Here is a 25,696-nt window from a genome sequence, read left to right on the forward strand (position 1 = left end):
ACCACCCACGCCCCCCCCATACACAGCAGCCTCCACACACACCTAGCCACAGCTCCCTACACACCCCACCCCCCACAACTGGCCACGCCCCAGAGCCAATCAAACCAATCCGTACTAAGCGGGCTATCACACTCTCGACACAGATGCACACACCCTCTTACCTTGGGTTTTTCCAAAACTTTGCAATAGACAGCTTGGTTCACTATTGTTTGTAAGCAACGTTTTGAACAACCTCAAAAACCGCAAGGAAGTATCTGAAATGACCACCAAGTACGACAACAGCAACGCCGCCAACTGGGGCCTGTCCACTCGCGCTATTCACGCCGGCTTCGCTCCGGACGCACAGACCTCCGCGCGTAACCTGCCGATTTACAACACCTCCTCCTACGTCTTCGATTCCGCTGAGCACGCTGCCAACCGCTTCAACCTCTCGGATGCAGGCCCGATTTACTCCCGCCTGACCAACCCGACTGTGGATGCCGTCGAGCAGCGCATCGCCAGCCTTGAGGGTGGCGTCGCAGCCGTACTGTTCGCCTCCGGCCAGGCAGCTGAGACCGCTGCTGTTCTCACTCTGGCTCGTGCGGGCGACCACTTCGTCGTTTCGCCGCGCCTCTACGGTGGTACTGAGACCCTGTTCAAGGTCACCCTGCCGCGCCTTGGCATCGACTGCACTTTCGTCGAGAACCCGGATGACCCGGAGTCCTGGCAGGCAGCAGTTCAGGACAACACCGTCGGTTTCTACGGTGAATCCATCGCCAACCCGCAGATCGACATCCTGGACATCCCGGTTATCGCAGAGGTTGCACACCGCAACAACGTTCCGCTGATTGTCGACAACACGGTTCCGACCCCTGCCCTGCTGCGCCCGCTCGAGCACGGTGCTGACATCGTGGTTTCTTCCACCACCAAGTTCCTGACCGGTAACGGTTCCTCCCTCGGCGGTGTCATCGTCGATGGTGGCAAGTTCGACTGGACTCAGACCCGCAACGGCCGCTCTATCTTCCCGAACTTCACCGAGGCCGACGAGGCTTACCACGGCCTGAAGTTCGCCGACCTGGGCGCCCCAGCCTTCGCACTGCGCGCCCGCGCTGGCATTCTCCGCGACACTGGTGCTACTCCGGCTCCGTTCAACGCGTGGGTTCTGGCTCAGGGCCTCGACACCTTGTCTCTGCGCATCGAGCGCCACAATGAAAACGCCAAGGCTGTCGCTGAGTTCCTCGAGAACCACCCGCTGGTCGCCAAGGTCAACTACGCTGGCCTGCCGAGCTCCCCGTGGCACGAAACCCTGACCAAGCTGGGTCTCTCCGGCGCCAGCGGCGTGCTCTCCTTCGACTTGAAGGATGCCGACACCGCCAAGGCTTGGAAGTTCATTGACGCTCTGAAGCTGCACTCCAACGTCGCCAACATCGGTGATGTCCGCTCATTGGTTGTCCACCCGGCCACCACCACTCACTCCCAGTCCGATGAGGAGGGTCTGACTCGCGCCGGCATTTCCCAGGCCACCGTGCGTCTCTCCGTCGGTATCGAGAACATCGATGACATCATCGCTGACCTCGAGGGCGGCTTCGCAGCACTCGCGTAGACCGTTTGTACACAGACATATGACGGACTAAGTAGTCTATAAGGCATGAGCTTTTCCCCATCTACCCCGGCCGCCCTCCCACCCGAGGGCGAGCCGGGGCGTGTCTTTATCGGCGATGTCACCACCGAGGCCGGCGCGGTCATCCCCGACGTCACCGTCGAGTTCGAACGCTGGGGCCGGCTTAACGACGACTGCTCGAATGTCATCCTCCTCGAGCACGCTCTAACCGGCGACGCCCACGCTTCCGGTCCCTCGGATGAGTACCACCCGACTGCGGGTTGGTGGAACGGGATGATTGGCTCTGCCCGCGCACTGGATACCGACGAGTACTGCATCATCTGCACCAACGTCATCGGCGGCTGTCGCGGTACAACTGGCCCCTCCAGTCCACATCCGGACGACGGCAAGCCCTGGGGCTCTCGCTTCCCCGCCATCTCCGTGCGCGACACGGTGACAGTGGAGCACCTTGCGCTGCAAGAACTGGGAATTTCCCGCCTCCAAGCTGTCATTGGTGGCTCCTTGGGTGGGGCCCGCGCGCTTGAGTGGTCACTGATGCACCCGGATTTCGTCGGCAAGGCATTGGTGATGTGTGTCGGCGCACGTGCGTCTGCTTGGCAGATTGGTATTCAGTCTGCGCAGATTCAATTCATTGAGTCCGATCCCGATTGGCATGGCGGCGACTACTACGACCGCGGTGTGACCCCGACCCGAGGTCTGGGGTTTGCACGCAGGGTCGCGCATTTGACGTACCGTGGCGAGCTGGAGATGGATGACCGCTTTGGTGCGGCAGCGCAGCCCGGTGAGAATCCGCTGGGCGCGATGCGCACGGAAGACCGATTCCAGGTAGAAAGCTACTTGGATCATCAGGCGAAGAAGCTGGCTCAGCGTTTCGATGCCGGGTCGTATGTCGTGCTCACCGATACCTTGAATCGGCACAATATTGGCCGTGATCGCGGTGGCCTCAACGAGGCGCTGCACTCGTCAACCGTTCCGACCATGATTGCCGGTGTGGACACGGATATTCTCTACCCCTTCCACCAGCAGGAGCACCTCGCCCGCAATCTGGGCAACTGCATGGGGCTAGAAAAGATTGAATCCGCCGTGGGGCACGACGGATTCTTGACGGAGTTCGAACGAGTGGATTCGATTGTGCGTAATTTCCTCGCTCGCGATGTCAGTTAATGTCAGCTAGCTTCCCAGCGCATCCACGCTGACTGCAAGGAATACGATTCCCATCCCGATTATGGAGCAAAACCATAGGTCAAAGGCCCGGGATCGCACAGAGAACACACCTAGAATGCTGTCCGGCAGGTACTGCCTAGCCACACCGAGCAGCATCATTGTGCTTCCCAGCATGAATGTGGCGCGTCGCCACCGCTCCAGCCCCAGAAACACAACGAAGGCGGACATGCCGAAAAAGAGCGCACCGTAAATCGTATACTGCACCCACATTGGCCACGATGCCCCCGGCGGCGGGGTCTTCGGGCTGTGCGGGTTCAGCATTGGATCCGGCAGATCTTCCCGCCGGGCACGCTGCGCAATTTCCCTTTTCGACACGAGTTGTTCCTCCTGGCTGACTAGGCCAGGCCAGCGAGCTTTTCAGCGCGCTCGACGACATTGCGTACGAGGAAAGCGCGAGTCAGTGGGCCGACACCACCTGGGTTCGGGGATACGTAACCGGCAATGTCCCAGACGTCATCAGCAACGTCACCGGCCAGCTTGCCGTCGACACGCGAAACTCCCACGTCGAGTACAGCAGCTCCAGGCTTGACCATGTCTGCAGTAAGCATATGAGCGACACCAGCAGCGGCGATAATGACATCAGCCTGACGGGTTTCAGCGGCCAAGTCCTTGGTGCCGGTGTGACATAGCGTCACGGTGGAGTTCTCGCTGCGGCGAGTGAGCATCAAGCCGATTGGGCGACCAACGGTGACACCGCGGCCGATAACAACAACCTTGGCACCGTTGAGCTCGACGCCGAAGCGTCGCAGCAGGTGGATACAGCCGTTTGGGGTACACGGCAGTGGTGCTGGCTCGTTGAGGACCAGCTTGCCCAGGTTTACCGGGTGGAGGCCATCGGCGTCTTTCTCCGGATCGATGAGCCCCAGAATACGGTTTTCATCCAGGTGCTTCGGCAGTGGCAACTGAACAATGTAGCCTGTGCACTCCGGGCTTTCATTCAGCTCGGTGATTACTGCCTCGAGCTCTTCCTGCGTGGTGTCAGCCGGAAGGTCACGGCGGATAGAGGCGATACCAATCTGCTCACAGTCGCGATGCTTCATCTTGACGTAAGAGTGGCTGCCTGGATCATCACCAACCAACACGGTGGCCAGCCCCGGAGTGTAGCCGGCTTCCTTCAAACGCTCAACGCGCTTTTCCAGGTCTTCAAAGATTTCGTCTCGGTAGAGTTTGCCATCAAGCTTTGTCGCTGCCATGGCATTTATCTTAGGCACAGGAGCGAATAATGCCCAGAAATGCCCCGTAACAGCCCTCGCCTAGACCCTATTTACCGCCCATAAAGCCCTGCTGACGCCAGACTTCATAAGCAGCCACTGCTGCGGCGTTGGAAAGATTCATGCTGCGACGGGCTGGCAGCATCGGAATTCGGATTAATTGTGTAATTCGCGGATCATCGAGCACTGACTGTTCCAACCCGGTTGGCTCCGGGCCAAAGAGCAGAACATCGGTGTTCGTGTACTCAATATCTGTGTGCCACGTGTCAGCGTGTGCGGTAAAGGCAAAAATGCGGCACCCTTGGCTGGCAAAGGTCTCCAATGCTTGATCGATGGAGTCATGAATACGCACATCGGCCAGGTCATGGTAATCCAGCCCGGCGCGACGCAGATTTTTGTCATCGAAGTTGAACCCCAGTGGCTTGGCCAGATGCAGCATAGCTCCAGAGCCCGCACACATGCGGATAGCGTTTCCGGTGTTCGGCGGGATGACAGGCCGGTCAAAAAGCACGTGGCAGGTGTGGCTCGTAATCCAGTCTGTGGAGTTCGTTGGCTCGGCGTTCGTTGGCTCGGTCGTGGCGCTATTCATTTCTTCCGTCAGTTCTTTTCCGCTGCTTCTTTTACTGCTCGTTGTTGGTTTCTGCTGCCGCTGTCGTGGCAGGCGCCGCATCGCACACACCGTGCTCGGTGAAAAACGCGATGATGGTCTCACCGATTAGCGCTCGGCTCCTCGGCTTCGAGAACTTATGGCCCTCTCCCTCGACCACCAGAAAATCGGTGGGCACGCCGTATGCGTCCATGGCGTTGCGCATCTGACCAGACTCTCGCGGAGGCACGTTGGTATCCCACTCGCCGTGAATGAATAGGGTTGGAGCCTTCATTTCCTCCGCACGGTGCAGCGGTGAGATATCGCGCAGGAGCTCAGCATCCTGGTACGGGTAGCCGTATCGGGGGAACGCGGCCTGCGCCAACCAAGGCTCGGTGGATTGGTAGTAGGTTTCAAAACTTGTCATTCCGCAGGCATCGACGATGACCGCAAACTGATCCGGGTACCATGCCGAGGCCAACAGCGACATGAAGCCACCGTAGGATCGCCCGCCCAGCGCAATGCGTTCTGGATCCGCCAGCCCGGCATCAACGAGGAAGGCACGCGCCGCTGCGATATCCGCAATAGCGGCAAAGCGTCCATAGCGGTCGCCCGCGTGCTCAAATGACCTCCCGGACCCCGAGGAACCGCGCACATTAGGAGTGAACACCACGAAGCCCGCCTCCACAATGCTGGCTAGAACATCGTGGTGGATGGGTTTCGCCTGCAGTTCTGGTCCGCCGTGGATGTGGATGAAAGCCGGCGGTAGTGCGCTTCCGGAAACGTCATTAGAACTATTGCGCACCGACTCCGGAAGGTAGAGCCAACCAGACAGTTCCAACCCATCGCGGGAGACAAAGTAGACCAGCTCTGGAGCCGGCATGGTCTCCAGATTCTTCTCTTCCAGAGCCAAAATCCGTTCGGTGCGTTCCATATCCAATGGCTCAATGACACCACCGATATTGCGCAGAATCTCCACCGTTGGCGCAAGGCCTGGCCCTTCTACTGTCAGGGAGATCAGCTCACCGTCACCGGAGATTGACAGCTCGCGCGCAACCATGCCCGGCAATTCCACATTGCGGCGCACCATCACCCGCATGTCGTCAGTCTGCGGGTGAAGGCCAAGGGTAAGCACCTCAAGCGTGCTGACCCCACCGCTGTTCCACAGCACAGCCGCAGTGGAGGAATCCTCACTGATGACAAATTCTTCGACGTCTTGATCCGGATTGCCAATGAACTCCTCGACATCAACTTCGATGCCGATCTTCATATCCAAAATCTCCGCTGCGGTCGATTCCGCTGTGCGCGGCTCAGTAGTGCTGATACCGCTATCGGGAGTAATACCCAGGCGCAGGATGCGACGCTGTTCCGCGCCATGATCTGAGAGCACGAACGCGGTCAGCTTCTCCTGCCCCGGATGCGCCAATAAGACACCGGCATCTGTGGTGGAGCCGGGATCGGACGGCAACAGCGGCTGCCACTGCTGCCCCGGCCCGACCAGCAGTAGCTCACGGTGGCCTCGCGGCCCCACCCGCACGAGGCCAAACCCGCCTTCAGCCGCTACCAGCTGGCTGTCAGTGCGTTTATCAATGACCTCATACTTTGAGTTCGTCGGGTTGACCAAACGCGCATAGTTAATGCCCTGGGCATCGACCGCGTTCATCGCTAGGAGATCGTTATCCCATTCCACCAGTGTGGCGCGCATATCCGCATCCATACGCAGGGGGCGGGCACCGTCGACCTCCGGATCGGTGGATACCAGCCAGGTCTGCAGTCGCTCCGTACCGTACGGAGAGACCTCGCAGGCGATCCACTTTCCATCCGGGGAGTGCAGCACCCTGGTAACCGGGCCTTCCACCGGCAGTTTCACGGGGCGCTCCGCCCCTAGCCCCTCCGGAGTAATCTCCTGCTGTACCGCACGCGGGTAGCCGCTATCGCGGACAATAAAGGCGATTGCACTCCCATCCGGTGCTAACGAGGATTCATAGGTCTGGCGCATGACAATCCATTCTAGTAGTCAGCGAAAATCTCTACTTCGACCTGCCACCACTGGCTGCCCCAGAGCCTCGGACATATCCACCAGACGATCGGCCACGATTGTCACCGCACCAGAGGCTGTCTGCGCGATACCGCGCACCACCATCGCCCGCGAATTCACCGCTACCGGCCGAAATCGATTCCACAGCCCCGGCGTACACAGCACATTCACCAGCCCAGTTTCGTCCTCCATTCCCAAAAATGTCACTCCGCCAGCGGTCCCCGGACGTTGCCTATGCGTCACGACTCCCGCCACTTCTACTCGTGTTCCATCGGGCACTGTTTTCAGTTCCGCCGCAGGCACCACTCCACGTTCCTGCAGGTCTGCCCGCAACGCGGCCACCGGGTACTGCCCCGGGGTCACTCCCGTTGCCGTCAAATCGGCAGCTGCCAGCTCAAACTCCGTCATGCCGGGCAACGCAGGTGCGTCGGCAAGCGTGAGCCCCGGCAGCATGCCCTCACTTTCCGTCGCCGCCACGCCCGCCGCCCACAGTGCTTGACGACGGTCAATCCCCAGCGACCCAAGTGCTCCTGCGCGCGCCAGTGCTTCCATGTGCCCAACACCCAGCCGAGCTCTGCGGGCGACATCTGCTGCGTTGACAAATGGCCGCGCTGCGACGATACGTTCCGCCACGTCATTGCCCACACCGGCAATGGCGCCGAGCCCCAACCGAATACGCCCATCGATGACGCTGGCTTCCACGCCTGAAACCGAGATATCCGGACCATCGCAGCCGATACCGTGCCGGCGAGCATCGGCAATCAACGACTGCGGAGAGTAAAACCCCATGGGCTGGGCACGGAGCAATGCGACACAGAACTCCGCCGGATAGTGGTACTTAAACCAAGCCGAGAAATACACCAAGGAGGCAAACGACTGCGCGTGTGATTCCGGGAAACCGTAGGCGGCAAAGGCCACTATCTTGTTCCACAGTTGTTCCCCAATATCCGCATCAATGCCACTGGTGCGCTCCAGCCCAGCCAGAAAACGGGCATGAAGCGCTTCCATTTTGGCCACTGAGCGCTTCGACCCCATAGCGCGACGCAGCGAGTCCGCTTCCGCCCCACTGAAACCCGCCGCATCGACGGCCATTTGCATCAGCTGCTCTTGAAATAGCGGGATGCCCAGTGTCTTCCCGAGGGACTTCTCCAGCACTGGATGCTCATAGGTCACTGGTTCGAGTCCATTTCGGCGGCGAATGTAGGGGTGCACGCTACCGCCTTGAATGGGGCCTGGGCGAATGAGTGCCACCTCCACCACCAGATCAAAGAACTCCCTCGGCTTCAGTCGGGGCAAGGTGGCCAGCTGCGCGCGCGATTCCACCTGAAACACGCCCACCGCGTCCGCGCGTGCCAACATCTCGTAAACCTCCGGTTCAGCGACATCTATTTCCCACAGGTTCACTCGGCGCCCATGCTGTTCATAGACCAAGTCAATGCAATGGTGGATGGCCTCCAGCATTCCGAGGCCAAGCAGGTCGAATTTCACCAGTCCCGCTGCCGCACAGTCATCCTTATCCCACTGCACTACCGAACGACCTTCCATGCGTGCCCATTCCACTGGCACGACATCCGCAATCGGCCGATCACAAATCACCATTCCGCCAGAGTGAATGCCTAAATGACGAGGCTGCCCACGAAGCTGCTCCGCCAGTTGCTGCACCGGCTCCGGCGGGCACGCTTCCCGGTCTCTGACCCACGCATCGATAACGCCCGGCGAGTACCCCAACACCCGCGCCGCATCGCGCAATGCACCGCGCCGCCGGTAGGTAATGACATTGGCCACCTGCGCGGCATTGTCACGACCATACTTTTCATAGACGTATTGGATGACCTCTTCCCTACGACCAGACTCGATGTCTACATCGATATCCGGCGGCCCATCCCGTTCTGGCGACAAAAACCTCTCGAACAACAGCCCGGCACTAATGGGGTCAACATTGGTGATCCCCAGCGCAAAACACACCACCGAGTTAGCCGCCGAACCGCGCCCCTGTGCCAGAATTCCCGCCCGGCGACAGAACTCACAGATGTCGTGCACGATGAGGAAGTAGCCTGGAAAACCCAGCTCTCGAATCACAGTCAGCTCATTCTCTAACTGCGCCCACGCCCGCGCTTGCACGGAGCCGTCCCGAGCTCCATCGGCCGGACCATACCGCCGCCGCGCCCCCGCACGAGCAATTTCCCGCAACCATGAGTCCTCATCGTGACCAGCAGGAACCTCCCAGCGAGGCAACTCAGGCGCAATGAGATCAAGCGTAAAAGCAGACTCACCTGCAATGTCCTGTGTTGCCTGCAGTACCTGCGCCCCCAGATACCGTGTTGCCGCCGATAGCTCCTCCCACGAACGCAACCAAGCTCCGCCTGCGGGCTCCAGCCGTGACTCGAACCCGTCTAGGTCCTCCCGCACAGCAAGGGACTGCTTCGCCCCGGCCAACCGGCTTGCCGCAGGCGAGGCCGCCGTCGCAGCAGAGGAAACCACCTCCCGCAGGCCATACTTCACAGCTGCGGCCGAAATCGCCTCCGCATCATCGGCCGCCTGTGCTGTGGGGCTCAGGCGGTGCTCGAGCGCCACGTTCTCCGCACCGAAGGCCGCAATGAGCTCTTCCAAGTCGCCGACCCAGCTGACGTCGGCAAGCACCTGCCAGAAACCGCCTGCAACCTCCCCCAATTCTGGCAGCGAGGGATAGCGGACGACGGATTTCTCCCCTGCCGACATATGCGCATCACACAGCGTGTGACTCAGGCGCCGATAGCCCTCAGGACCCCGCCCCAGCACCGTGAGGGGCCGCTGCGGAAGCCCCAGCTCCGCGCCGATGATTGTGGCGATACCAGCCTCCGCTGCAGCCTCGGCAAAACGAGCGATTCCATAGAAACCATCGCGATCTGCGAGCCCCAACACGTTTAACCCCAAACGCGCAGCCTCGGACACCAATTCTTCCGGGTCCGATGCGCCATGCAGGAATGAATAGCTCGAACGACAGTGCAATTCCGCCTTAATGTGCGCAGGCGTAAATGACACACTACCGCTGCCACTAGCACCGCTTTCCGGAGCTTCAAAAGCCCCAACGATGGAATCTGACAGCTGCCCCCGCCAGCCATTGAAGCTGCCATTAGGCTGTAGTTTTCCTGAAAATTTACCCGATAGAATACGCTCAATCCGCGACCAGCTCAGTGGCCGACCGGACTGCTCCGATTGTCCGCCCGAGATGTTTTCCATGCCACGAACATTAACCCATCCTCCGGACTGTATTCAAACGTATTTTCGATTAATATGCATATTAAGCACCACCCCCGGGACGCATCCGTAAGTCACACCTCAGCCACGCTCGACTGTTTAGGCTGAAGTTGAATTTTCAGCACTACCTGGGCAAGTGCTAGCCTTAACCCCAGAATTAAAGACAGCTTGGTCTAGTTCTGCCTTAAAACTTCAGCTAACAAATCCCATTAAATAAGGAGACCCCTCGATGAACCTCAAGCGTTTTTCCGCCGGTGTACTTACTGTCGCGTTCGCCGCAACCGGCCTTACCGCCTGTGGCAGCTCGGATGATGCCATTCGCATCGGCACCACGGATGCCGGCAAGAAGGCCTGGACCGTTTTCGAGCAGAAGGCTTCCGAACAGGGCATCGATCTGGATGTTCAGCCCTTCTCCGACTACCAGACCCCGAACCGCGCACTCGATGAGGGCCAGCTCGACGTCAATCTCTTCCAGCACATCAAGTTCTTGGCTGAGTACAACGTCGGCGCTAAGTCGGACCTGACTCCGATTGGCTCGAGCGAAATTGTCCCGCTGGCTCTGTTCTGGAAGGACCACAAGTCGGTTGATGAGCTGAAGAAGGGCACCGAGGTCGTCATCCCGAACGACCCGTCCAACCAGGGCCGCGCTATTAACGTGCTGGTTCAGGCTGGCCTGCTGAAGCTGAAGCAGGATGACCTGCTGACCCCGTCCCCTGCTGACATCGATAAGGAAGCTTCCAAGATCACGGTTCTGCCGGTGGATGCCGCTCAGACTCCGGCCGCCTACGGCGAGGGTAAGCCCGCCATTATCAATAACTCCTTCCTGGACCGCGCCGGCATCGACCCGAACACCGCTATCTTCCAGGATGACCCGAACTCCACGGAGGCAGAGCCGTACATCAACGTCTTTGTCACCAAAGCTGAAAATGCTGACAACCCGAAGTACGCGGAGCTCTCCAAGATCTGGCACTCCAAGGAGGTCCAGGACGCAGTCGCAGAGGACTCCAAGGGCACCTCGGTTCCGGTTGACCGTTCGGCTGAGGAGCTGCAGGACATTCTGAATCGCGTCGAAGAGCAGCAGCGCGAGCAGAACTAACGCCACTGCCACCTAAGCACCGCCCAACACCAGGGAACACAGACCAAGGGGCACTGATTCACTCGTGACCAACAAGGGAACGAAGCTCGAATTCCGCGAGCTGAACAAGCAATTCGGCGACGTCACCGCGCTCGCCGACATCAACCTAACCGTTGAACCCGGCGAAATCCTCGGCGTCATCGGTTATTCCGGCGCTGGTAAATCAACGCTCATCCGTATGATTAACGGCCTGGAAAAGCCAACCTCCGGGCAGGTTTTGCTGGATGACACCGACATCGTCGGCATCTCCGAGCGCCAGCTACGGGGTCTGCGCCGCAATATCGGCATGATTTTCCAGCACTTCAACCTCTTCCATTCGCGCAACGCGATTCGCAACGTTGAATATCCGCTGGAACTGGCCGGTATGCCGAAGGCTAAGCGCCGCGCTCGCGCCCAGGAGCTGCTGGAGTTCGTCGGTCTCGGCGACAAGGCGGAGTCCTTCCCCGAGCAGCTCTCGGGTGGGCAGAAGCAGCGTGTCGGCATCGCCCGTGCGCTCGCCACCGAACCGACGCTCTTGCTTGCCGACGAAGCCACCTCGGCACTCGACCCGGAAACTACTTCCGGCGTCCTGGATCTGCTGCGTCGCATCAATCGCGAAATGGGTGTCACTATCGTGCTGATTACTCATGACATGTCGGTTGTACGCGGTATTGCTGACCGCATGGCCATCATGGAAAATGGTCACATCGTCGAAACCGGTACGGTCCACGAGGTCTTTGCCAACCCCAAGACTGAGGTTGGCCGCCGCTTCGCCACCACCGCACTGCGCGATGTTCCAATTGGTCGTGAACGCGATTCGGTGAATCAGTCTGCCGAGAGCGCAGCAGCTCGCCTGGTCACCATCACTATCAATGACGGTGTTGACCTCGGTGCCCTGGCACAGGCCACTAGTGCCCACGGTGTCGCCGCCTCGGTGGCACACGGCGCGGTCGCCAATGTGCAGGCGAAGTCCTACGGCCGCCTTACTTTGCGGTTGACTCCGCTGACAGGTAATTCCGCCTCGGATTCCTCTGATTTCGATGCCGCCATTGCTGCTATTTCCGAACTGACACAGGTAGAGGAGCTTGCATCATGATCGGTCTCTTAAACTCTCTGCCATCGGTGAGTGGCAAGGACACCAACTGGGATAGCCTCGGCCCGATGCTGGGCGAGGCATTCGGCCAGACGCTCTACATGGTCTGTGTCGCCATGCTGATTGGCGGTGTCGCAGGTCTAGCAATCGGCGTGCTGCTCTACACCACCCGCGATGGTGGCGTACTGCGCAACAAGTTTGTCTACCAGGTCCTCAATGTCCTGATTAACTTTGTTCGACCAATCCCGTTCATCATCCTGGTTACGGCCATCGGCCCACTGACAAAGAACGTGGTCGGCACCACGATCGGCACCGAAGCCGCAGTGTTCGTCATGTCGATTGCCGCCACCTTCGCCATCGCGCGCCTGGTGGAGCAGAACTTGATGTCCATCGACCCCGGCGTGATTGAGGCCGCCCGTGCGATGGGCACAAGTCCGTGGCGCATCATCCGGACGGTCGTCGTGCCGGAGGCACTGGGCCCGCTGGTACTGGGCTACACCTTCGCATTCATCGCCGTGGTCGACATGTCAGCTATGGCCGGCTACATCGGCGGTGGCGGACTGGGCAACTTCGCAATCACCTACGGTTACCAGGCATTCGACTGGAACGTCACCCTGGTGACAACCCTGGTCATCATCTTCATCGTCCAGTTGGCGCAGATCTTCGGCAACTGGCTCTCCAAGAAGATTATGCGCAGGTAGCCGCGCACATTAGCTAGCCACTAGCTAGCGGCGGGTTACCTCGACCGCAGCCCAGCCCTTCTTTGGCCCTGGAGCATCACCGCAGGAAGACACAACGCCTTCCGTGGTGATTTTCTCCAGGGCCACTTCATATTCCACGACCTTGTCGCGGTCGCTGGGGCCGTCGTAAAGCGCGACGACTGCAGTCGTGCCGTCGACGTCAACGCGTGCGACATCATCTACGCCCCACGTATCGGCTTGACGACGCACAGCCAACTCGGCCGCCTGCCCCTGCGGGGTGTAGACACCACGGCCGCGGCAGCCCTCTGCATGCACGATGCCCTGCTGAGCGTCTTCGATGACCCCCTTGGCATCCACCGCACTCAGACGTCCAAAGCTGTAATTCCATGGCAACAGCACGCTGGCCGGCGCAAAGCGGTGCCCCTTAGAGTGCGAGGTTTCCCACACAACCTCTGGGTAGAGATTGTGCATCGCAGCAGCGAGCGGGCGACCTTTAATCGCACAGCAACGATCGCGCTTACCGTGCGTACAGATGAGAAACAGTGGATGGTCCAGACGAGTGGCCCCCTCGGTGGGCTGGCCAGGGCGGATATCCAGAGTCATCAGGTCTTCAACATCGGCAACCATGCGATGTTCGAGAAAAACCTCAGAGCCATCCACTGATTCACAATGCGCGATATAGACGTTAACGCCATCACACGGCTGCTGGCCGATTCGGCCTGGCTTTCGAATCAGCTGCAACGCGCCGCCGCGTTCAGACAGCCAGGCCTCTACCTGACCGGTGATCTCTGCTCCCCATACCCCGCCGTCAAAAATATCGTGCGACCAACCGAGTTGGTGCTCCAACGCAATAAAGAGCTTTCCGGTCTTCGCAGTACCGGGAAGCGGCTCAGTCATCTGAGCGGAACAGGTGGTATCAAATTTGGCCTGGCTCATACGCCTAAGCGTAATTGAGTGCCCCCCTGCGATTGGGTCTTAGGTCGCAGCGTTCACCCCTGTTTTATTACTATTGTGCAACACTTTGACAACAAATACTTCTGACCTCGACTTTTGTAGTTCAGCTTGTTGAAATTCCGTAACTGCGCACATACCGTCAGACGTATGAATACGAAATCGCTGGATGTTTCGCGCACCCGTACCCGTATCGCGGCATCCCTGTGCCTCGCATTGGGCCTGGCTCTCGGCGCTTGCTCCTCTGACTCATCCCCAGACTCGGCTGCTGCAGTGTCTATGAAGACTGACTCAACCGCTGGCACCTCCGATTTGTCAAGCAGCTCTAGCAGCTCCACTAGCTCATCTGCGGCGGCGCAAACCACCATGGATGACGATGCTGCTCCGGAGGGCGATTTCAATAGTTCCTCCTCAGAAGCTGCCCCTTCCGATGGCGCTTACTTGGGTATTGAAGATGTCCGTGTCGGTTCCCACGACGGTTACGACCGCATTGTCTTTGAACTCACGGGCGAGGGCACTCCGGGATATTTCGTCCGTTACGAGGATGTGCCGACCCAACAGGGCTCCGGCAAACCGATTTCGGTCGACGGCACAGCCAAGCTGGTAATCGACTTGCGGAGCATGGGTTACCCCTTTGATTTCCAGATGGAGGACTTCCCCTCTGACCCGGTCAAGCCGACATCGACGTCCGTTATTAAGGAAGTCGTTGGCGCCGGAACCTTCGAGGGACAGACTCAGTATGTCGTCGGGCTCAAGGGCGATAAGACCCCGTTCAAGGTTTTCTCGTTGAACAACCCGAACCGCCTGGTTATTGACTTCCAATCGAAGTAATCGGGTTGCCCCTCCCCGGTGCCGGCCCCTCGCTACGCCTCTACGCGTAAGCCCCCTCGATTCTCCATGCGCCGGCATGCCCTATGAGCAACCAGGCGACGATGGTACCGTCATGCGCTACCGCACGGATTTGCAGTCTTGCCGCTCGGCGAGCCTCATCGGGTACCCACCAGCGCTCGTCAATCGGCCAGGGCCCAGCCCACGATGACACGCGGTACGTTGTCACTCCATGCCGCACCAGAGATGGTTCCGCCGTCATGGTCGCTCGCCCAGTTACGCCCACGGTCTGCCCATTGTCATCGAGCACTTCCACCTCAGCATTAGCAGTCGCGGGAATAGTTGCCGGATTGGGAGCAAGAACGGCTCCCGGCCACGGCTGATTATTTTCCGCGGTTTTTGTGTTTTTGGGTTTTTCTCCGAAAGCGACAAATCCCACTCTTTCCCCTGGGCCACGCCCGCCCTGCATGATTGGTTGCTGTACTGCCTCTGACCCCAGTAACCCCTGCACACGCTCGGCAGCCCGGCGCGCTTTGGCTCGCGCATCATCACTACCGTGCCACAGATCCTGCTTTACGGTCCCGGCGGCGGCCACATCCAGTGGCTCTAACTGCAGCTCTACAATTCCGCGGCTGTCATCTCCATCATTTTCCTCAGCGCCGTCAACAGTTCCAGCAACAGTGCCGCTGTCCCCTCGTGGCTGCTGCCGATTCCTGTTATTCAGCCAGCCATCGAGCTGCCACCGAACCCTGTCAGCCGTAGTCTGTTCTGCCAGTGGCTCAGTGCAGCGCCATACTCTGCGCACCTCTGAGCCGTCACTAAATTGCGCCACCACCGCTAAGCGGTAACACGAATACCCATGGTTAAAGAGTTTTTCATGCAGTTGCCCAGCTAGAAAGCGCGCGACGAATGAGGCCTCATCCACTCTTCGGAGTGGACTCTCCCAAGACTGGTAGCTCACCGCCAGTCCTGGCGGCAAAGATCGCGGTGCCACCAACCGCACTTCCCCACGGCAGGCCAAATCGTGCCATCTAGCCCCCTGCGCCCCAAACCTGTTGGCTATATCCCGCTTAGGCAACGCAGCGACATCCCCCAATGTGCGCAGGCCGAGTTCCTGCCACGACTTCGCAAGCTCTGCGGGCATCTCCAGTGCACTTTCCGCCCTCAGCTCCACCAGAGAGATTCCCTGCCGAAATCTTTTGCCTTCATCTTCCCCGGGAGCTACCAGCACTCCCCTGCGCGCTGCCAAAATAGCTGTCACAATATCGTCCGCGAGCCCCAAGCTGCAGTCCACGCCCGGTACCGCAGCGGCATCAAGCAGCTTTTCCAAGGCCACATCCTGTCCGCCGTAATAACGCATTACCCCTCGCGCTGCCACAACCGCCAAGCCTGGCCGTAGAGCTTCGACCCCAGCTGCCACCGCCTCCAACCGTTGCAGCACGGACTCGAATTCTGCAGCGTCGCGCACCGCACTTTCCTCGACAACCTCCAGCTCCGGGCACAACGCTTCCGCATGGCGACGGCTTTGCCCGCGCCGTACCCCTGCACGGCGCGCACTCGGAGAACAAGCAGCTACTCCGCTATCACCCACAATCGCAACTGGACTGAGCGGATTAGCCTGCGACGTCACAGATGCTAGATGTGCTGCCTGCACTGGCCAATCAGGAAGCCATAGCGCCACCACACGGCTCGATTCCGCCGCTACCACTAGGACCTCCTCTGCGCGGGAAACGCGACCACATTGTTCTGTTCCACCTGTTCCCCCACCCGCCAACGGCACTGCCTCCGCGGAAACCGCGTCCCCGACACACTGACTTGGTAATCCACTGCTCGAATCCGGCCATAACCAGTGCCAAGCCCGGAAACACCAGCGACAGAGCTGGAAATTTCCGCAGCAGCGCCCGGCCACTGCTGCCCGACAAAAACCAGAGCACAACCACTCGTGCGCAGTCGTGCCTGCAGCGGACGTGCCTGCGACGGCGGCGGAGTGCGCGCCAACGAAGCCACCACCAAGTCAACGCCGTCCGCCAACAGCCCAATTACTTCAAGCGGCTGCATTCCAGGATCTGGCACACAGACAATGTTCGATAGCTTCCCGCCCAACTCCACCACGGAGAGCAACCCCTGTTCAGCGAGTCCAACTAGCGCAACATGACCTGTCTTCGTAACTTCCGCGATTAGACCTGCCAATACCGCACCGGGCTGTTCAATGACACTGACAGCCCCTTTTCGCACTACTCCCGCCAACGTATTTTCCAACGCCTCCGGCACCGGCAGAGCCTCACCGAGCCCAAAGGTTGCACCAGTTGCAGTCCCACCAGACTGGGCTGCCATCGCCTGCCGCAATGCCGCAATAGTCTGTTCCTTAGACTGCCCCGCAGCAATATTGACCGCCGTTGTCACTTCTTGTTCCACCTCATCCCGCTGCTATCCCACTGCCATCTCACTGCCATCCCCACTGCCCTGCCCACCACGAACACTGCTCGAATATTCTTTCCCAACAAGCGGATTAAACACTACCCTAAATAGCACGTACGTTCGATATTAATGCGCGAAGAAAAGCGCCGCACACCACCGCGCGACGCTCTAACCTCAGCCGAGTACTACATTTCGTACTACTTAGGCCTTCACATCGAGAACTACATCGAATTCGAGCAAATCAGCCGACGACGACACCGGCTTGCGCTTTTCGCCCTCATGCGAAGCCTTGAAGGCACGGCCCTCACGCCACCCCTGGTAGGCCTCCTCACTCTCCCACTCGGTAAAGACGAAGTAGCGGCTCTCTCCTGCAGTCGGACGCAGCAGTTGGAAACCAATGAAACCCGGCACATCGGTCATCTTTGAAGAGTTAGCGGAAAAGCGACGTTCGAGCTCTTCTCCCGCACCCTCAGGAACGGTAATAGCGTTAATTTTTACAATGCTCATGGCCTTAACACTAGCCACACAACTCTCAACAATCTATAGTTCCATCGCTACTAAACTTAAGAAGTATGACAGATTCCAGCCGGCACCAACACTCTTCAGGCTCTTACCAAGACGGGGCCGAACGCACGACAAAATTTATCAATAGTCCCGTGCGCCTGGGGACGGCAATTGGCGTCACCACCGCAGTGATCGCACTGCTCGCATTGCTTAAAGCCCACATCATCGGCTCCATTGGCTGGTGGATCATGATAGCGCTTTTACTGGTACTCATCGGCACCACACTTTTCGTGCGCCAGGCAAAAACACCCACCAAAGAAACTCGGCCCTCCTACTTCGCAGAGCCGATGCGTGAGTCACCAAACGACATCTCGTGGAATAGCAGTATAAGCGTGCTGCTCATCTTCCCCGGAGCATGGATCATTGCCGCCGTCGCCGAACGAATTTCCTCTACACCGGTCGCCTGCATAATGACCCTAGTTCTGTCCGCCATCACCGCTACCTGCGCAATCCTGCCGCGGCAATTCGGATTCCTCCCTCTCGCCGCGCATCTTCCTGACAATTTCGCCCAGCGCTGCCCCTACCCCGCCGACTCACCAGAGGCCCGCATCCTCACAGTCCTCTTCATCGCACGTCTACGCGACGGCTACGTCTTCTTCACCGACCAGCTCCCCTATTTCGCCATGCTTGACGACGATACCGTGAGCGCAGCTCTCCACACCCTAGCCGCCGATAAGCGCATCACCATCGCCAAGAACAATTCGGCCCTGACGGAAAAGGGCCGTGCCCGCGAGTTTGCACAACTCACAGACACGGCCCTTGCCAACTAGTGGCTTACTCCCACTCAATGGTTCCCGGTGGCTTGGAAGTCACATCCAGGACCACGCGGTTGACCTCAGGCACCTCGTTGGTGATACGAGTGGAGATTTTCTCCAGCGTATCGTACGGAACGCGAGTCCAGTCAGCGGTCATCGCATCCTCAGAGGAAACCGGGCGCAGCACGATTGGGTGGCCATAAGTACGACCATCACCCTGGACACCAACCGAGCGGACGTCGGCAAGCAGGACGACCGGGCACTGCCAGACAACCTCGTCCATACCTGCGGCCGTCATTTCCTCGCGTGCAATGGCGTCGGCGCGACGGAGGGTATCCAGACGCTCCTCATCGACAGCGCCGATGATGCGGATACCAAGACCCGGGCCCGGGAACGGCTGGCGAGCGACGATTTCTTCCGGCAGCCCCAGTTCGCGGCCGACCGCACGGACCTCGTCCTTGAACAGCAGGCGCAGCGGCTCAACGAGGGTGAACTCAACGTCATCCGGCAGACCGCCGACGTTGTGGTGGCTCTTAATGTTGGCGGTACCAGAACCGCCACCGGACTCAACCACATCCGGGTACAGGGTGCCCTGGACCAGGAAGTCCACGGTCTCGCCCTCCGGAGCGCCCTCCAGCGCCTGTGCGACAGCGCGCTCGAAGGAGCGGATGAACTCACGGCCGATGGTCTTACGTTTGGTCTCCGGATCGGTGATATCAGCCAGAGCATCCAGGAAGACCCTGGAATCGTCGACGGTAATCAGCTTCGCACCAGTTGCGGCAACGAAATCCTTCTCAACCTGCTCGCGCTCGCCCTGGCGCAGCAGCCCATGGTCGACGAAGACACAGGTCAGACGGTCACCAATAGCGCGTTGCACAAGTGCGGCGGCAACTGCGGAGTCAACGCCGCCAGACAGACCGCAAATTGCGCGACCGGTCTCACCGACCTGATTACGGACCTGCTCAATCAGCTCTTCCGCGATGTTAGCGGCAGTCCAGTCCGGCTCCAGGCCAGCAATCTCATACAGGAACTTCTCCAGAACCTGCTGACCATACGGCGAGTGGTTGACCTCCGGGTGGTACTGCACACCGGCCATGCGCTTTTCCAAGCACTCGAAAGCCGCTACCGGAGCACCCTTGGTGGACGCCGTAACGGTGAAGCCCTCCGGTGCCTTAGACACCGCGTCACCGTGGCTCATCCACACCTCGTGTGTCTCCGGCACACCAGTGTGAGCGACACCGCCACCATCGACGACGTTCAGCTGCGTGCGGCCGTACTCACGGTCACCGGTAGCAGCAATCGTGCCGCCGAGCACCTCAGTCATCGCCTGGAAGCCGTAGCAAATACCAAACACCGGAATGCCCAGCTCAAGCCACTCTGGGTTGAGCTTCGGGGCACCTTCGGCGTAGGCACTGGACGGGCCGCCGGACAGCACCAGCGCGGCCGGGTTCTTGGCCTTAATTTCTTCGGTCGTCGCATCATGCGAGACCACTTCGGAATAAATTTTTGCCTCGCGCACACGTCGCGCGATGAGCTGCGCATACTGCGCACCGAAGTCCACGACGAGGACGGGCTTAGTCACCTGTTCAGACACGCCCTAAAGCTTATCAAGACTTACGGACTGCGGGCATACCCAGGTTCAGTGCAGCCGGAGCATCTTCCGGCACAGCCGGGTTCACCGGAGCAATCGGATCCAGGCGCACGTAGGACTCACCCTGCGCCGGACGCTGATCTTCCTCACCCTTATTCGGCCACAGCGACGTTGCACGCTCCGCATTCGCGGAAATCGACAGTGACGGGTTCACTCCCGGGTTGGCTGCCATCGCCGAACCGTCGTGAATCGAGAGCGTCGGGTAACCCCACACACGCAAGTACGGATCAACAACGCCGTTTTCGGGTGAATCCGAAATCGTTGCGCCGCCAATGAAGTGAGCTGTCAAAGGAATGTTTGCCAACTCACCGATAGTGCCCCCAGCCAGCACACGACCATTCCGACCACGTGCACTGAGCTTGTCCGCCGCACGTTGCGTAGCTTCGTTACCCGACGGAATCCACGTCGGATTCGGCTCCCCCTCGCCCTGCTTACTCATCAGGAAACGCACCGGCCCGATCTTTTGCAGGTACGTCGTAATCGAGTTGTCGCGATTCTGCATCACCAGAGAAATCACGGTGCGCTGCGACCACTTACGCAGATTCACGAGCTGCGTCAGGTAGTTAGGATGCTTTACGACGGTTCCCACAGCCTGCAACCATCGCGGAGTCCGACGACCTCCTTCGGTCATAATCATCTGCAGCATTGCGATGGCATTAGAGCCCTTACCGTAGCGCACTGGCTCGATATGGGTGTCCTCGTCTGGGAAGAATGACGAAGTGATGGCTACACCGTTAGAGAAGTCATTTTCCGGGTCCACCTTCGTACCCATCGCGCCCAAAATAGCCTCGGAGTTGGTGCGGGTCAGCTTGCCCAAAGACTTCGGCAGCAGCGGCAAGTGCCCATCGGCCTGCTGGCGGTGCAGCAAATTCTGGGTGCCCCAGGCACCGGCGGCGAGAATGACGCGCTTAGCGCTAAACTGCTGCTTGCCCTTAGCTACCCAACGGCCAGTGCGCTCAGTGTCAATAACCCAGGAGCCATCAGCCTGAGGATGCAGGCCAGTAACGGTAGTGCGGTCAAAGACCTGCGCACCGAACTTCTCCGCCAAGTAGAGGTAGTTTTTAACCAGGGTGTTCTTGGCATTGTGACGGCAACCAGTCATGCACTCACCACATTCCGTACAAGCAGTACGGTCCGGGCCAATCCCCCCGAAGTAAGGATCGGAAACTGTTTGCCCTGGCGCACCCTGTCCACCTGTCTTGGCTCCGAAGAACACACCCACCGGAGTCGAGCGGAAAGTATGGCCCACTCCCATATCTTCGGCTACCTCACGCATGACGACGTCGGCAGGCGTGTCGGATGGGTTGGTGACCACCCCGAGCATGCGAGATGCATTGTCATAGTGCGGAGTGAGTTCTGACTCCCAGTCGGTAATGTGCCCCCACTGACGGTGCTGGAAGTATTCAGTGCCCGGCTTATACAGAGTGTTTGCGTAGTTAAGAGAACCACCGCCGACGCCGGCACCAGCGAGAATCATGACATCTTTCAACATGTGCACGCGCTGGACGCCAAAGAGTCCCAGCTTGGGAGCCCACAGGTACTTGTGAAGCCGCCAGCTGGTCTTGGCAAAGTCTTTATCTTCGAACCGTCGACCAGCTTCGAGAACTGCCACTCGGTAGCCCTTTTCGGTCAACCGCAAAGCAGAAACAGAACCACCAAAACCGGAACCGACGATTACAACATCGAAATCACGTTGTTTACTCATGGGAAAAGCCACCTTCTCTAAGGGCGTAACGCTAATGCGCGGAACTCATGTTCCTAACCCTAAGCGGAGGTGGCTTTTCAGTAAGGTAGTTTTGCGAAAAAACTATCCGATTACTTTAATTAAAAACCCTTCGGACGTACCGACAGCTCAACGCGGTGGAAGGACTTCAAGTTGGTAAAGCCGCACTTTGCCATTGCGCGACGCAGGCCACCGGCGAGATTGCGGTCACCGAACGGCGAAGCGGAAGGGCCAAACAGAGCCTCTTCCAGGCTGACCAATTCCTTCTCATCGTCGACGACCGGCCACACCGCACCGCGCGGGTACTTCGGGTGTGCCGCAACAGACGGCCAGGCGTAGCCCTGCCCCGGAGCTTCGTGGACGGTTGCCAGCACACTGGACAGTGCCACAGCATCCGCACCGCAGGCGATTGCCTTGGCAATGTCACCGACGGTATCAATGCCGCCATCGGCAATGATGTGGACGTAGCGCCCCTCGGTCTCATCGAGGTAGTCCTTACGAGCAGCTGCAGCATCCGCAATAGCGGTAGCCATTGGCACATCGATACCGAGCGCATCCGGGGACGTCGTAAAGCCCGTACCGACAATCACACCAGCGGCACCTGAACGCATCAGATGCAGCGCAGTCTGGTAGTCGACAACGCCACCGGCGATAACTGGAACGTCCAGGCTGCCGATGAAGTCCTTGAGGTTTAACGGTTCACCCTGAGCCGTGACATGCTCTGCGGAAATCAGCGTGCCCTGGATAACCAACAAGTCGATGCCGGCCTTGATAGCCAGCGGAGCCAGCTCACGGGCATGCTGCGGGGAGACACGAACTGCAGTAATCGCGCCGGTTGCGCGAATCTCCTTGATGCGCTCAACCAACAGGTCAGTATCAATTGGAGCAGAGTGCAGTTCCTGCAGCTTGCGGTTCACTGCCTCGGATTCACGCTTGGTGGCGGCATTCTTTGCCAACTCCACCAGCTCGGCGATCTTGTCCTGCGCATCGGCGTGACGGGCCCAGATACCCTCGGCGTTCAGAACCGCCAAACCGCCCAGGCGAGCAAACTCAGCGACGGATTCCGGGCTGGCGATGGCATCTGTCGGATGCATCATCATCGGGAGTTCGAAATCGTAGGCGTCAATTCGCCAGGAGGTATCGACGTCCTTGGACGACCGGGTACGCCGAGTGGGAACGAGTGCAATATCGTCCAACTCGTAGGTCCGGCGTGCCTCGCGGCCAATACCGATTTCAACGATGTCGCGCATGAGCTTTCCTCACATGCCCTTTCCGTGGAATTTAACTCGACTAAGCCAGTTTAGCGCTGGTAGTAGTTCGGCGCTTCGACAGTCATCTGGATATCGTGCGGGTGCGACTCGCGCAGGCCTGCAGCGGTGATCTGGACGAACTGTGCGTCGTGCAACTGCTCGACGGTAGCGGAACCGGTGTAGCCCATAGCTGCACGCAGACCACCGACCAGCTGGTGAACGATGGAGTCGATACTGCCGCGGAACGGAACACGCCCCTCAATGCCTTCCGGAACCAGCTTCTCTTCGCTCTTGACATCAGCCTGGAAGTAGCGGTCCTTGGAGTAGGAGCGCTTCTCACCGGTCAGGCCGCGGCCCTGCATAGCACCCAGCGAGCCCATGCCACGGTACATCTTGTACTGCTTGCCGTTGACGAAGGTGACCTCACCCGGAGCCTCAGCGGTACCTGCCAGCATCGAACCGAGCATGACGGAGGATGCACCGGCTGCCAGAGCCTTGGCGATGTCGCCGGAGAACTGCATACCGCCATCGGCGATAATCGGAACGCCAGCCTTCTTAGCTGCGACAGAGGCTTCCATGATGGCGGTGATCTGCGGGGCGCCCACACCTGCGACAACGCGAGTGGTGCAAATCGAGCCTGGGCCGATACCGACCTTGATGGCATCTGCACCCGCGTCAATCATGGCCTGTGCAGCGCCACGGGTAGCCAGGTTGCCGCCGATAATCTGGATGTTCTCGCCGAATTCCTTCTTAACGCGGGAGACCATCTCAAGTACACCTGAGTTGTGGGCGTGAGCGGTATCAACAACGAGCACGTCTACGCCTGCGTCAGCCAATGCGTGCGCGCGCTTCCAGGAGTCCTCGCCGGTACCGATACCAGCACCGACCAGCAGACGGCCGGAACCATCCTTGGAAGCATTCGGGTACTGATCCTTCTTGACGAAGTCCTTGACGGTAATCAGACCAGTCAGGCGGCCTTCGCCATCGACAATCGGCAGCTTCTCCACCTTGTGAGCGCGCAGCAGGTTCAGCGCCGCATCGCCAGACACACCCTGCTCAGCCACGACCAGCGGCATCGGGGTCATGATTTCGGAAACCTTGCGGTTCAGGTCTGCCTCAAAACGCATGTCACGGTTGGTGCAGATACCGACCAACTTGCCGTCCTTATCGACGACCGGCAGGCCCGAGATGCGGTAACGAGCGCACTTGGCATCTACCTCGGCGATGGTGTCATCCGGGGAACAGGTCACCGGGTCGGACACCATGCCAGCCTCAGAGCGCTTCACAATCTCGACCTGCTGAGCCTGCTCCTCGATAGACAGGTTGCGGTGCAGGATACCCATACCGCCCTGGCGGGCCATGGCAACAGCCATGCGGGCCTCGGTGACGGTGTCCATAGCAGCGGACACAACCGGAATGTTCAGACGCAGCTCACGAGTGAGCTGCGTCGAAGTATCAACGCCGGAGGGGATAACGTCCGAAGCATCCGGCAGCAGCAGGACGTCATCGAATGTAAGGCCGACTAGTGGAATCTTGTTGGGATTGTCTCCGCCGAGGCTAATTCCCGTGGGGTTGGTCATGGACTCCTCCTGCTCCACCCTTGCCGACATCCGGCCAGGGGCGCTATCGCTTCGTGGTTGCCAAACGTTATATACAGGGTAGTCCTTCAGTGATGAAACGCGACAATTAGGCGGAGCGACAGGTGCCCGACAAGGGTTAGCCGAAAGCTAGCTGAGGGTTATTCCAAGGTGAACTAAACCCCAACTAAGTGCATCGCCAATCGACAGGATTGCCGTACAGAGCTGTTACGGTAGTGGTTGTGAACCACAACTTTTTCTCATCCATGCCGCGGGATCCGTTCGAAGGAGATCCCAATGACCCGGCAAGCTTTCTCGAGCCGGATGAGCCGTTTGCTCCACTGACAGACCAGGAACGTCGAGAGGTTCTTGAAGATCTGGCCGCAGTTCGCCTATTCCGTACCGCTTTGAGCCCAGAGGGATTACTGGGCGTCTGTATGTTGTGTGAGGACTGCGGTGACGAGCACTTTTACAACTGGGAGGTTTTGGAAAACCACTACCTGATGCTCCTGTCTGGACAGGCATCTCCGGTTCACGAGCCACAATTCGATCCAGACCCCTCCCGTTACGCCCCATGGGACTACTGCGCAGGCTTTGTCGACGGTCTGCGTTCTCGACGACCTGGCCGTTTCTAAAAATTTGGTAAGAGTTTGACGGAATTGTTTGCGTAGTATCCCGGCTGGCCTCCTTAGGTTTACCAACCGTTCATTGTTGGCCTCCACACTTGAGCTCACTGCTTCAAGAAAGCTCAATGAAGGAGACATCAATTCCGATGACGTACATCGACCACTTGCCCGGGCCCAATGCGGATTTGTGGGATTGGCAGCTGCACGGCTCTTGCCGCGGGCAGGACTCCGCGACCTTCTTCCACCCGGAAGGCGAGCGCGGACGCGCACGCAGCCTGCGTGAAGCCCGTGCGAAGGCTATCTGCCGTTCTTGCCCTGTTCTTATGCAGTGCCGTAGTCACGCACTCAAGGTTGGTGAGCCATACGGTGTCTGGGGCGGTCTCAGCGAATCTGAACGAAATGAAATCCTTCGAGCTAAGCCGGCCGCACGTGAACGCGAACTTGAACGCGTTCTAGTTACTGCCATGTAGTCCCTCTCCTCTCTCGGACTCCAGCCAGTTCACATAAAAACCAAAATGCTGGGTTAAGTGACAAAAAGTGTGTCCGCTC

The 25,696-nt window shown here is 59.1% G+C and carries 22 protein-coding genes; 9 read left to right on the top strand and 13 right to left on the bottom strand.

Going from position 1 to position 25,696, the window contains the following annotated elements; genetic code table 11:
• The first annotated feature begins 259 nt into the window (after positions 1-259).
• On the top strand, positions 260-1,582 hold the full coding sequence (locus tag HMPREF3135_RS07935) for an O-acetylhomoserine/O-acetylserine sulfhydrylase (protein WP_038629393.1): 1,323 nt from the start codon (positions 260-262) through the stop codon (positions 1,580-1,582).
• Between the two features lie 45 nt (positions 1,583-1,627).
• The gene (locus HMPREF3135_RS07940) at positions 1,628-2,764 is read left to right on the top strand and encodes a homoserine O-acetyltransferase MetX (RefSeq protein WP_070439076.1); all 1,137 of its coding nucleotides are present in this window, start codon (positions 1,628-1,630) and stop codon (positions 2,762-2,764) included.
• A gap of 6 nt (positions 2,765-2,770) precedes the next feature.
• Here the strand turns inward: HMPREF3135_RS07940 and HMPREF3135_RS07945 are convergent, their stop codons facing one another.
• The 5 genes from HMPREF3135_RS07945 to HMPREF3135_RS07965 all read right to left on the bottom strand — a co-directional run bounded on the left by HMPREF3135_RS07945 (position 2,771) and on the right by HMPREF3135_RS07965 (position 9,878).
• Positions 2,771-3,139 carry a DUF3017 domain-containing protein gene (locus HMPREF3135_RS07945; protein ID WP_005510063.1) on the bottom strand — a complete coding sequence of 123 codons (369 nt, stop codon included), beginning with the start codon at positions 3,137-3,139 and terminating at the stop codon, positions 2,771-2,773.
• 20 nt (positions 3,140-3,159) lie between these two features.
• Positions 3,160-4,017: a bifunctional methylenetetrahydrofolate dehydrogenase/methenyltetrahydrofolate cyclohydrolase gene (locus HMPREF3135_RS07950; protein ID WP_005510041.1), complete on the bottom strand. Its 858-nt coding sequence runs from the start codon at positions 4,015-4,017 to the stop codon at positions 3,160-3,162.
• Positions 4,018-4,084: 67 nt separating this feature from the next.
• Positions 4,085-4,624 (bottom strand): tRNA (cytidine(34)-2'-O)-methyltransferase, encoded by a 540-nt coding sequence (locus HMPREF3135_RS07955; RefSeq protein ID WP_049190330.1) that lies wholly within the window; start codon positions 4,622-4,624, stop codon positions 4,085-4,087.
• Between the two features lie 31 nt (positions 4,625-4,655).
• Entirely contained in the window at positions 4,656-6,620 is a 1,965-nt protein-coding gene (locus HMPREF3135_RS07960) for an alpha/beta hydrolase family protein (protein WP_049190334.1), read from the bottom strand.
• 18 nt (positions 6,621-6,638) lie between these two features.
• Positions 6,639-9,878, bottom strand: coding sequence for an error-prone DNA polymerase (locus HMPREF3135_RS07965; protein ID WP_049190335.1), 3,240 nt, complete (start codon positions 9,876-9,878; stop codon positions 6,639-6,641).
• Between the two features lie 247 nt (positions 9,879-10,125).
• On the opposite strand from HMPREF3135_RS07965, the gene HMPREF3135_RS07970 reads away from it, so the two are divergent.
• From HMPREF3135_RS07970 to HMPREF3135_RS07980, 3 genes are all read left to right on the top strand, one after another.
• A complete protein-coding gene (locus tag HMPREF3135_RS07970) occupies positions 10,126-10,992 on the top strand; it encodes a MetQ/NlpA family ABC transporter substrate-binding protein (protein WP_049190337.1) in 867 nt (288 codons plus the stop codon).
• 64 nt (positions 10,993-11,056) lie between these two features.
• Entirely contained in the window at positions 11,057-12,106 is a 1,050-nt protein-coding gene (locus HMPREF3135_RS07975) for a methionine ABC transporter ATP-binding protein (RefSeq protein ID WP_049190340.1), read from the top strand.
• A gap of 65 nt (positions 12,107-12,171) precedes the next feature.
• Positions 12,172-12,804: a methionine ABC transporter permease gene (locus HMPREF3135_RS07980; protein ID WP_246818327.1), complete on the top strand. Its 633-nt coding sequence runs from the start codon at positions 12,172-12,174 to the stop codon at positions 12,802-12,804.
• A gap of 24 nt (positions 12,805-12,828) precedes the next feature.
• On the opposite strand, the gene HMPREF3135_RS07985 is transcribed toward HMPREF3135_RS07980, so the two are convergent.
• A complete protein-coding gene (locus HMPREF3135_RS07985; protein ID WP_049169934.1) occupies positions 12,829-13,740 on the bottom strand; it encodes a sucrase ferredoxin in 912 nt (303 codons plus the stop codon).
• 165 nt (positions 13,741-13,905) lie between these two features.
• On the opposite strand from HMPREF3135_RS07985, the gene HMPREF3135_RS07990 reads away from it, so the two are divergent.
• Complete coding sequence (locus tag HMPREF3135_RS07990) at positions 13,906-14,586, top strand: AMIN-like domain-containing (lipo)protein (RefSeq protein ID WP_049169936.1); 681 nt, start codon at positions 13,906-13,908, stop codon at positions 14,584-14,586.
• 40 nt (positions 14,587-14,626) lie between these two features.
• Here the strand turns inward: HMPREF3135_RS07990 and HMPREF3135_RS07995 are convergent, their stop codons facing one another.
• The 3 genes from HMPREF3135_RS07995 to HMPREF3135_RS08005 form a co-directional block, all read right to left on the bottom strand.
• Positions 14,627-16,291, bottom strand: a complete 1,665-nt coding sequence (locus HMPREF3135_RS07995) for a Y-family DNA polymerase (protein WP_049169939.1) — start codon at positions 16,289-16,291, stop codon at positions 14,627-14,629.
• A complete protein-coding gene (locus HMPREF3135_RS08000) occupies positions 16,291-16,986 on the bottom strand; it encodes a hypothetical protein (protein WP_049169941.1) in 696 nt (231 codons plus the stop codon). The genes HMPREF3135_RS07995 and HMPREF3135_RS08000 overlap by 1 nt, the downstream gene beginning before the upstream one ends.
• Positions 16,987-17,202: 216 nt before the next feature.
• Positions 17,203-17,508, bottom strand: coding sequence for an antibiotic biosynthesis monooxygenase family protein (locus HMPREF3135_RS08005; RefSeq protein WP_038629377.1), 306 nt, complete (start codon positions 17,506-17,508; stop codon positions 17,203-17,205).
• Positions 17,509-17,573: 65 nt separating this feature from the next.
• On the opposite strand from HMPREF3135_RS08005, the gene HMPREF3135_RS08010 reads away from it, so the two are divergent.
• Positions 17,574-18,335: a hypothetical protein gene (locus HMPREF3135_RS08010; RefSeq protein WP_016422123.1), complete on the top strand. Its 762-nt coding sequence runs from the start codon at positions 17,574-17,576 to the stop codon at positions 18,333-18,335.
• A 4-nt stretch (positions 18,336-18,339) separates the two neighbouring features.
• On the opposite strand, the gene guaA is transcribed toward HMPREF3135_RS08010, so the two are convergent.
• The 4 genes from guaA to guaB all read right to left on the bottom strand — a co-directional run bounded on the left by guaA (position 18,340) and on the right by guaB (position 24,524).
• On the bottom strand, positions 18,340-19,914 hold the full coding sequence (guaA, locus tag HMPREF3135_RS08015; protein ID WP_070429826.1) for a glutamine-hydrolyzing GMP synthase: 1,575 nt from the start codon (positions 19,912-19,914) through the stop codon (positions 18,340-18,342).
• Positions 19,915-19,927: 13 nt separating this feature from the next.
• Positions 19,928-21,676, bottom strand: coding sequence for an FAD-dependent oxidoreductase (locus HMPREF3135_RS08020; RefSeq protein ID WP_049169947.1), 1,749 nt, complete (start codon positions 21,674-21,676; stop codon positions 19,928-19,930).
• 119 nt (positions 21,677-21,795) lie between these two features.
• Positions 21,796-22,944 (bottom strand): GuaB3 family IMP dehydrogenase-related protein, encoded by a 1,149-nt coding sequence (locus HMPREF3135_RS08025; RefSeq protein ID WP_016422120.1) that lies wholly within the window; start codon positions 22,942-22,944, stop codon positions 21,796-21,798.
• A gap of 50 nt (positions 22,945-22,994) precedes the next feature.
• Complete coding sequence (gene guaB / locus HMPREF3135_RS08030) at positions 22,995-24,524, bottom strand: IMP dehydrogenase (RefSeq protein WP_016422119.1); 1,530 nt, start codon at positions 24,522-24,524, stop codon at positions 22,995-22,997.
• Positions 24,525-24,787: 263 nt separating this feature from the next.
• Between guaB and HMPREF3135_RS08035 the strand changes: the two genes are divergently transcribed.
• Both HMPREF3135_RS08035 and HMPREF3135_RS08040 read left to right on the top strand, forming a co-directional pair.
• Complete coding sequence (locus HMPREF3135_RS08035) at positions 24,788-25,156, top strand: DUF5319 domain-containing protein (RefSeq protein ID WP_038629374.1); 369 nt, start codon at positions 24,788-24,790, stop codon at positions 25,154-25,156.
• A gap of 137 nt (positions 25,157-25,293) precedes the next feature.
• Positions 25,294-25,617 carry a WhiB family transcriptional regulator gene (locus HMPREF3135_RS08040; RefSeq protein ID WP_016422117.1) on the top strand — a complete coding sequence of 108 codons (324 nt, stop codon included), beginning with the start codon at positions 25,294-25,296 and terminating at the stop codon, positions 25,615-25,617.
• Positions 25,618-25,696: the final 79 nt, after the last annotated feature.

This window comes from Corynebacterium sp. HMSC14H10, from assembly GCF_001807105.1.
GTDB classification, from domain to species: Bacteria; Actinomycetota; Actinomycetes; order Mycobacteriales; family Mycobacteriaceae; genus Corynebacterium; species Corynebacterium jeikeium_D.

What these genes read in the sequence shown, in the direction of transcription:
- HMPREF3135_RS07935 (WP_038629393.1), top strand. Translation starts at nt 260, where the DNA reads ATGACCACCAAGTACGACAACAGCAACGCCGCCAACTGGGGCCTGTCC.
- HMPREF3135_RS07940 (WP_070439076.1), top strand. Translation starts at nt 1,628, where the DNA reads ATGAGCTTTTCCCCATCTACCCCGGCCGCCCTCCCACCCGAGGGCGAG.
- HMPREF3135_RS07950 (WP_005510041.1), bottom strand. Translation starts at nt 4,017, where the DNA reads ATGGCAGCGACAAAGCTTGATGGCAAACTCTACCGAGACGAAATCTTT.
- HMPREF3135_RS07955 (WP_049190330.1), bottom strand. Translation starts at nt 4,624, where the DNA reads ATGAATAGCGCCACGACCGAGCCAACGAACGCCGAGCCAACGAACTCC.
- HMPREF3135_RS07960 (WP_049190334.1), bottom strand. Translation starts at nt 6,620, where the DNA reads ATGCGCCAGACCTATGAATCCTCGTTAGCACCGGATGGGAGTGCAATC.
- HMPREF3135_RS07965 (WP_049190335.1), bottom strand. Translation starts at nt 9,878, where the DNA reads ATGGAAAACATCTCGGGCGGACAATCGGAGCAGTCCGGTCGGCCACTG.
- HMPREF3135_RS07970 (WP_049190337.1), top strand. Translation starts at nt 10,126, where the DNA reads ATGAACCTCAAGCGTTTTTCCGCCGGTGTACTTACTGTCGCGTTCGCC.
- HMPREF3135_RS07980 (WP_246818327.1), top strand. Translation starts at nt 12,172, where the DNA reads ATGCTGGGCGAGGCATTCGGCCAGACGCTCTACATGGTCTGTGTCGCC.
- HMPREF3135_RS07985 (WP_049169934.1), bottom strand. Translation starts at nt 13,740, where the DNA reads ATGAGCCAGGCCAAATTTGATACCACCTGTTCCGCTCAGATGACTGAG.
- HMPREF3135_RS07990 (WP_049169936.1), top strand. Translation starts at nt 13,906, where the DNA reads ATGAATACGAAATCGCTGGATGTTTCGCGCACCCGTACCCGTATCGCG.
- HMPREF3135_RS08005 (WP_038629377.1), bottom strand. Translation starts at nt 17,508, where the DNA reads ATGAGCATTGTAAAAATTAACGCTATTACCGTTCCTGAGGGTGCGGGA.
- HMPREF3135_RS08010 (WP_016422123.1), top strand. Translation starts at nt 17,574, where the DNA reads ATGACAGATTCCAGCCGGCACCAACACTCTTCAGGCTCTTACCAAGAC.
- HMPREF3135_RS08020 (WP_049169947.1), bottom strand. Translation starts at nt 21,676, where the DNA reads ATGAGTAAACAACGTGATTTCGATGTTGTAATCGTCGGTTCCGGTTTT.
- HMPREF3135_RS08025 (WP_016422120.1), bottom strand. Translation starts at nt 22,944, where the DNA reads ATGCGCGACATCGTTGAAATCGGTATTGGCCGCGAGGCACGCCGGACC.
- guaB (WP_016422119.1), bottom strand. Translation starts at nt 24,524, where the DNA reads ATGACCAACCCCACGGGAATTAGCCTCGGCGGAGACAATCCCAACAAG.
- HMPREF3135_RS08035 (WP_038629374.1), top strand. Translation starts at nt 24,788, where the DNA reads ATGCCGCGGGATCCGTTCGAAGGAGATCCCAATGACCCGGCAAGCTTT.
- HMPREF3135_RS08040 (WP_016422117.1), top strand. Translation starts at nt 25,294, where the DNA reads ATGACGTACATCGACCACTTGCCCGGGCCCAATGCGGATTTGTGGGAT.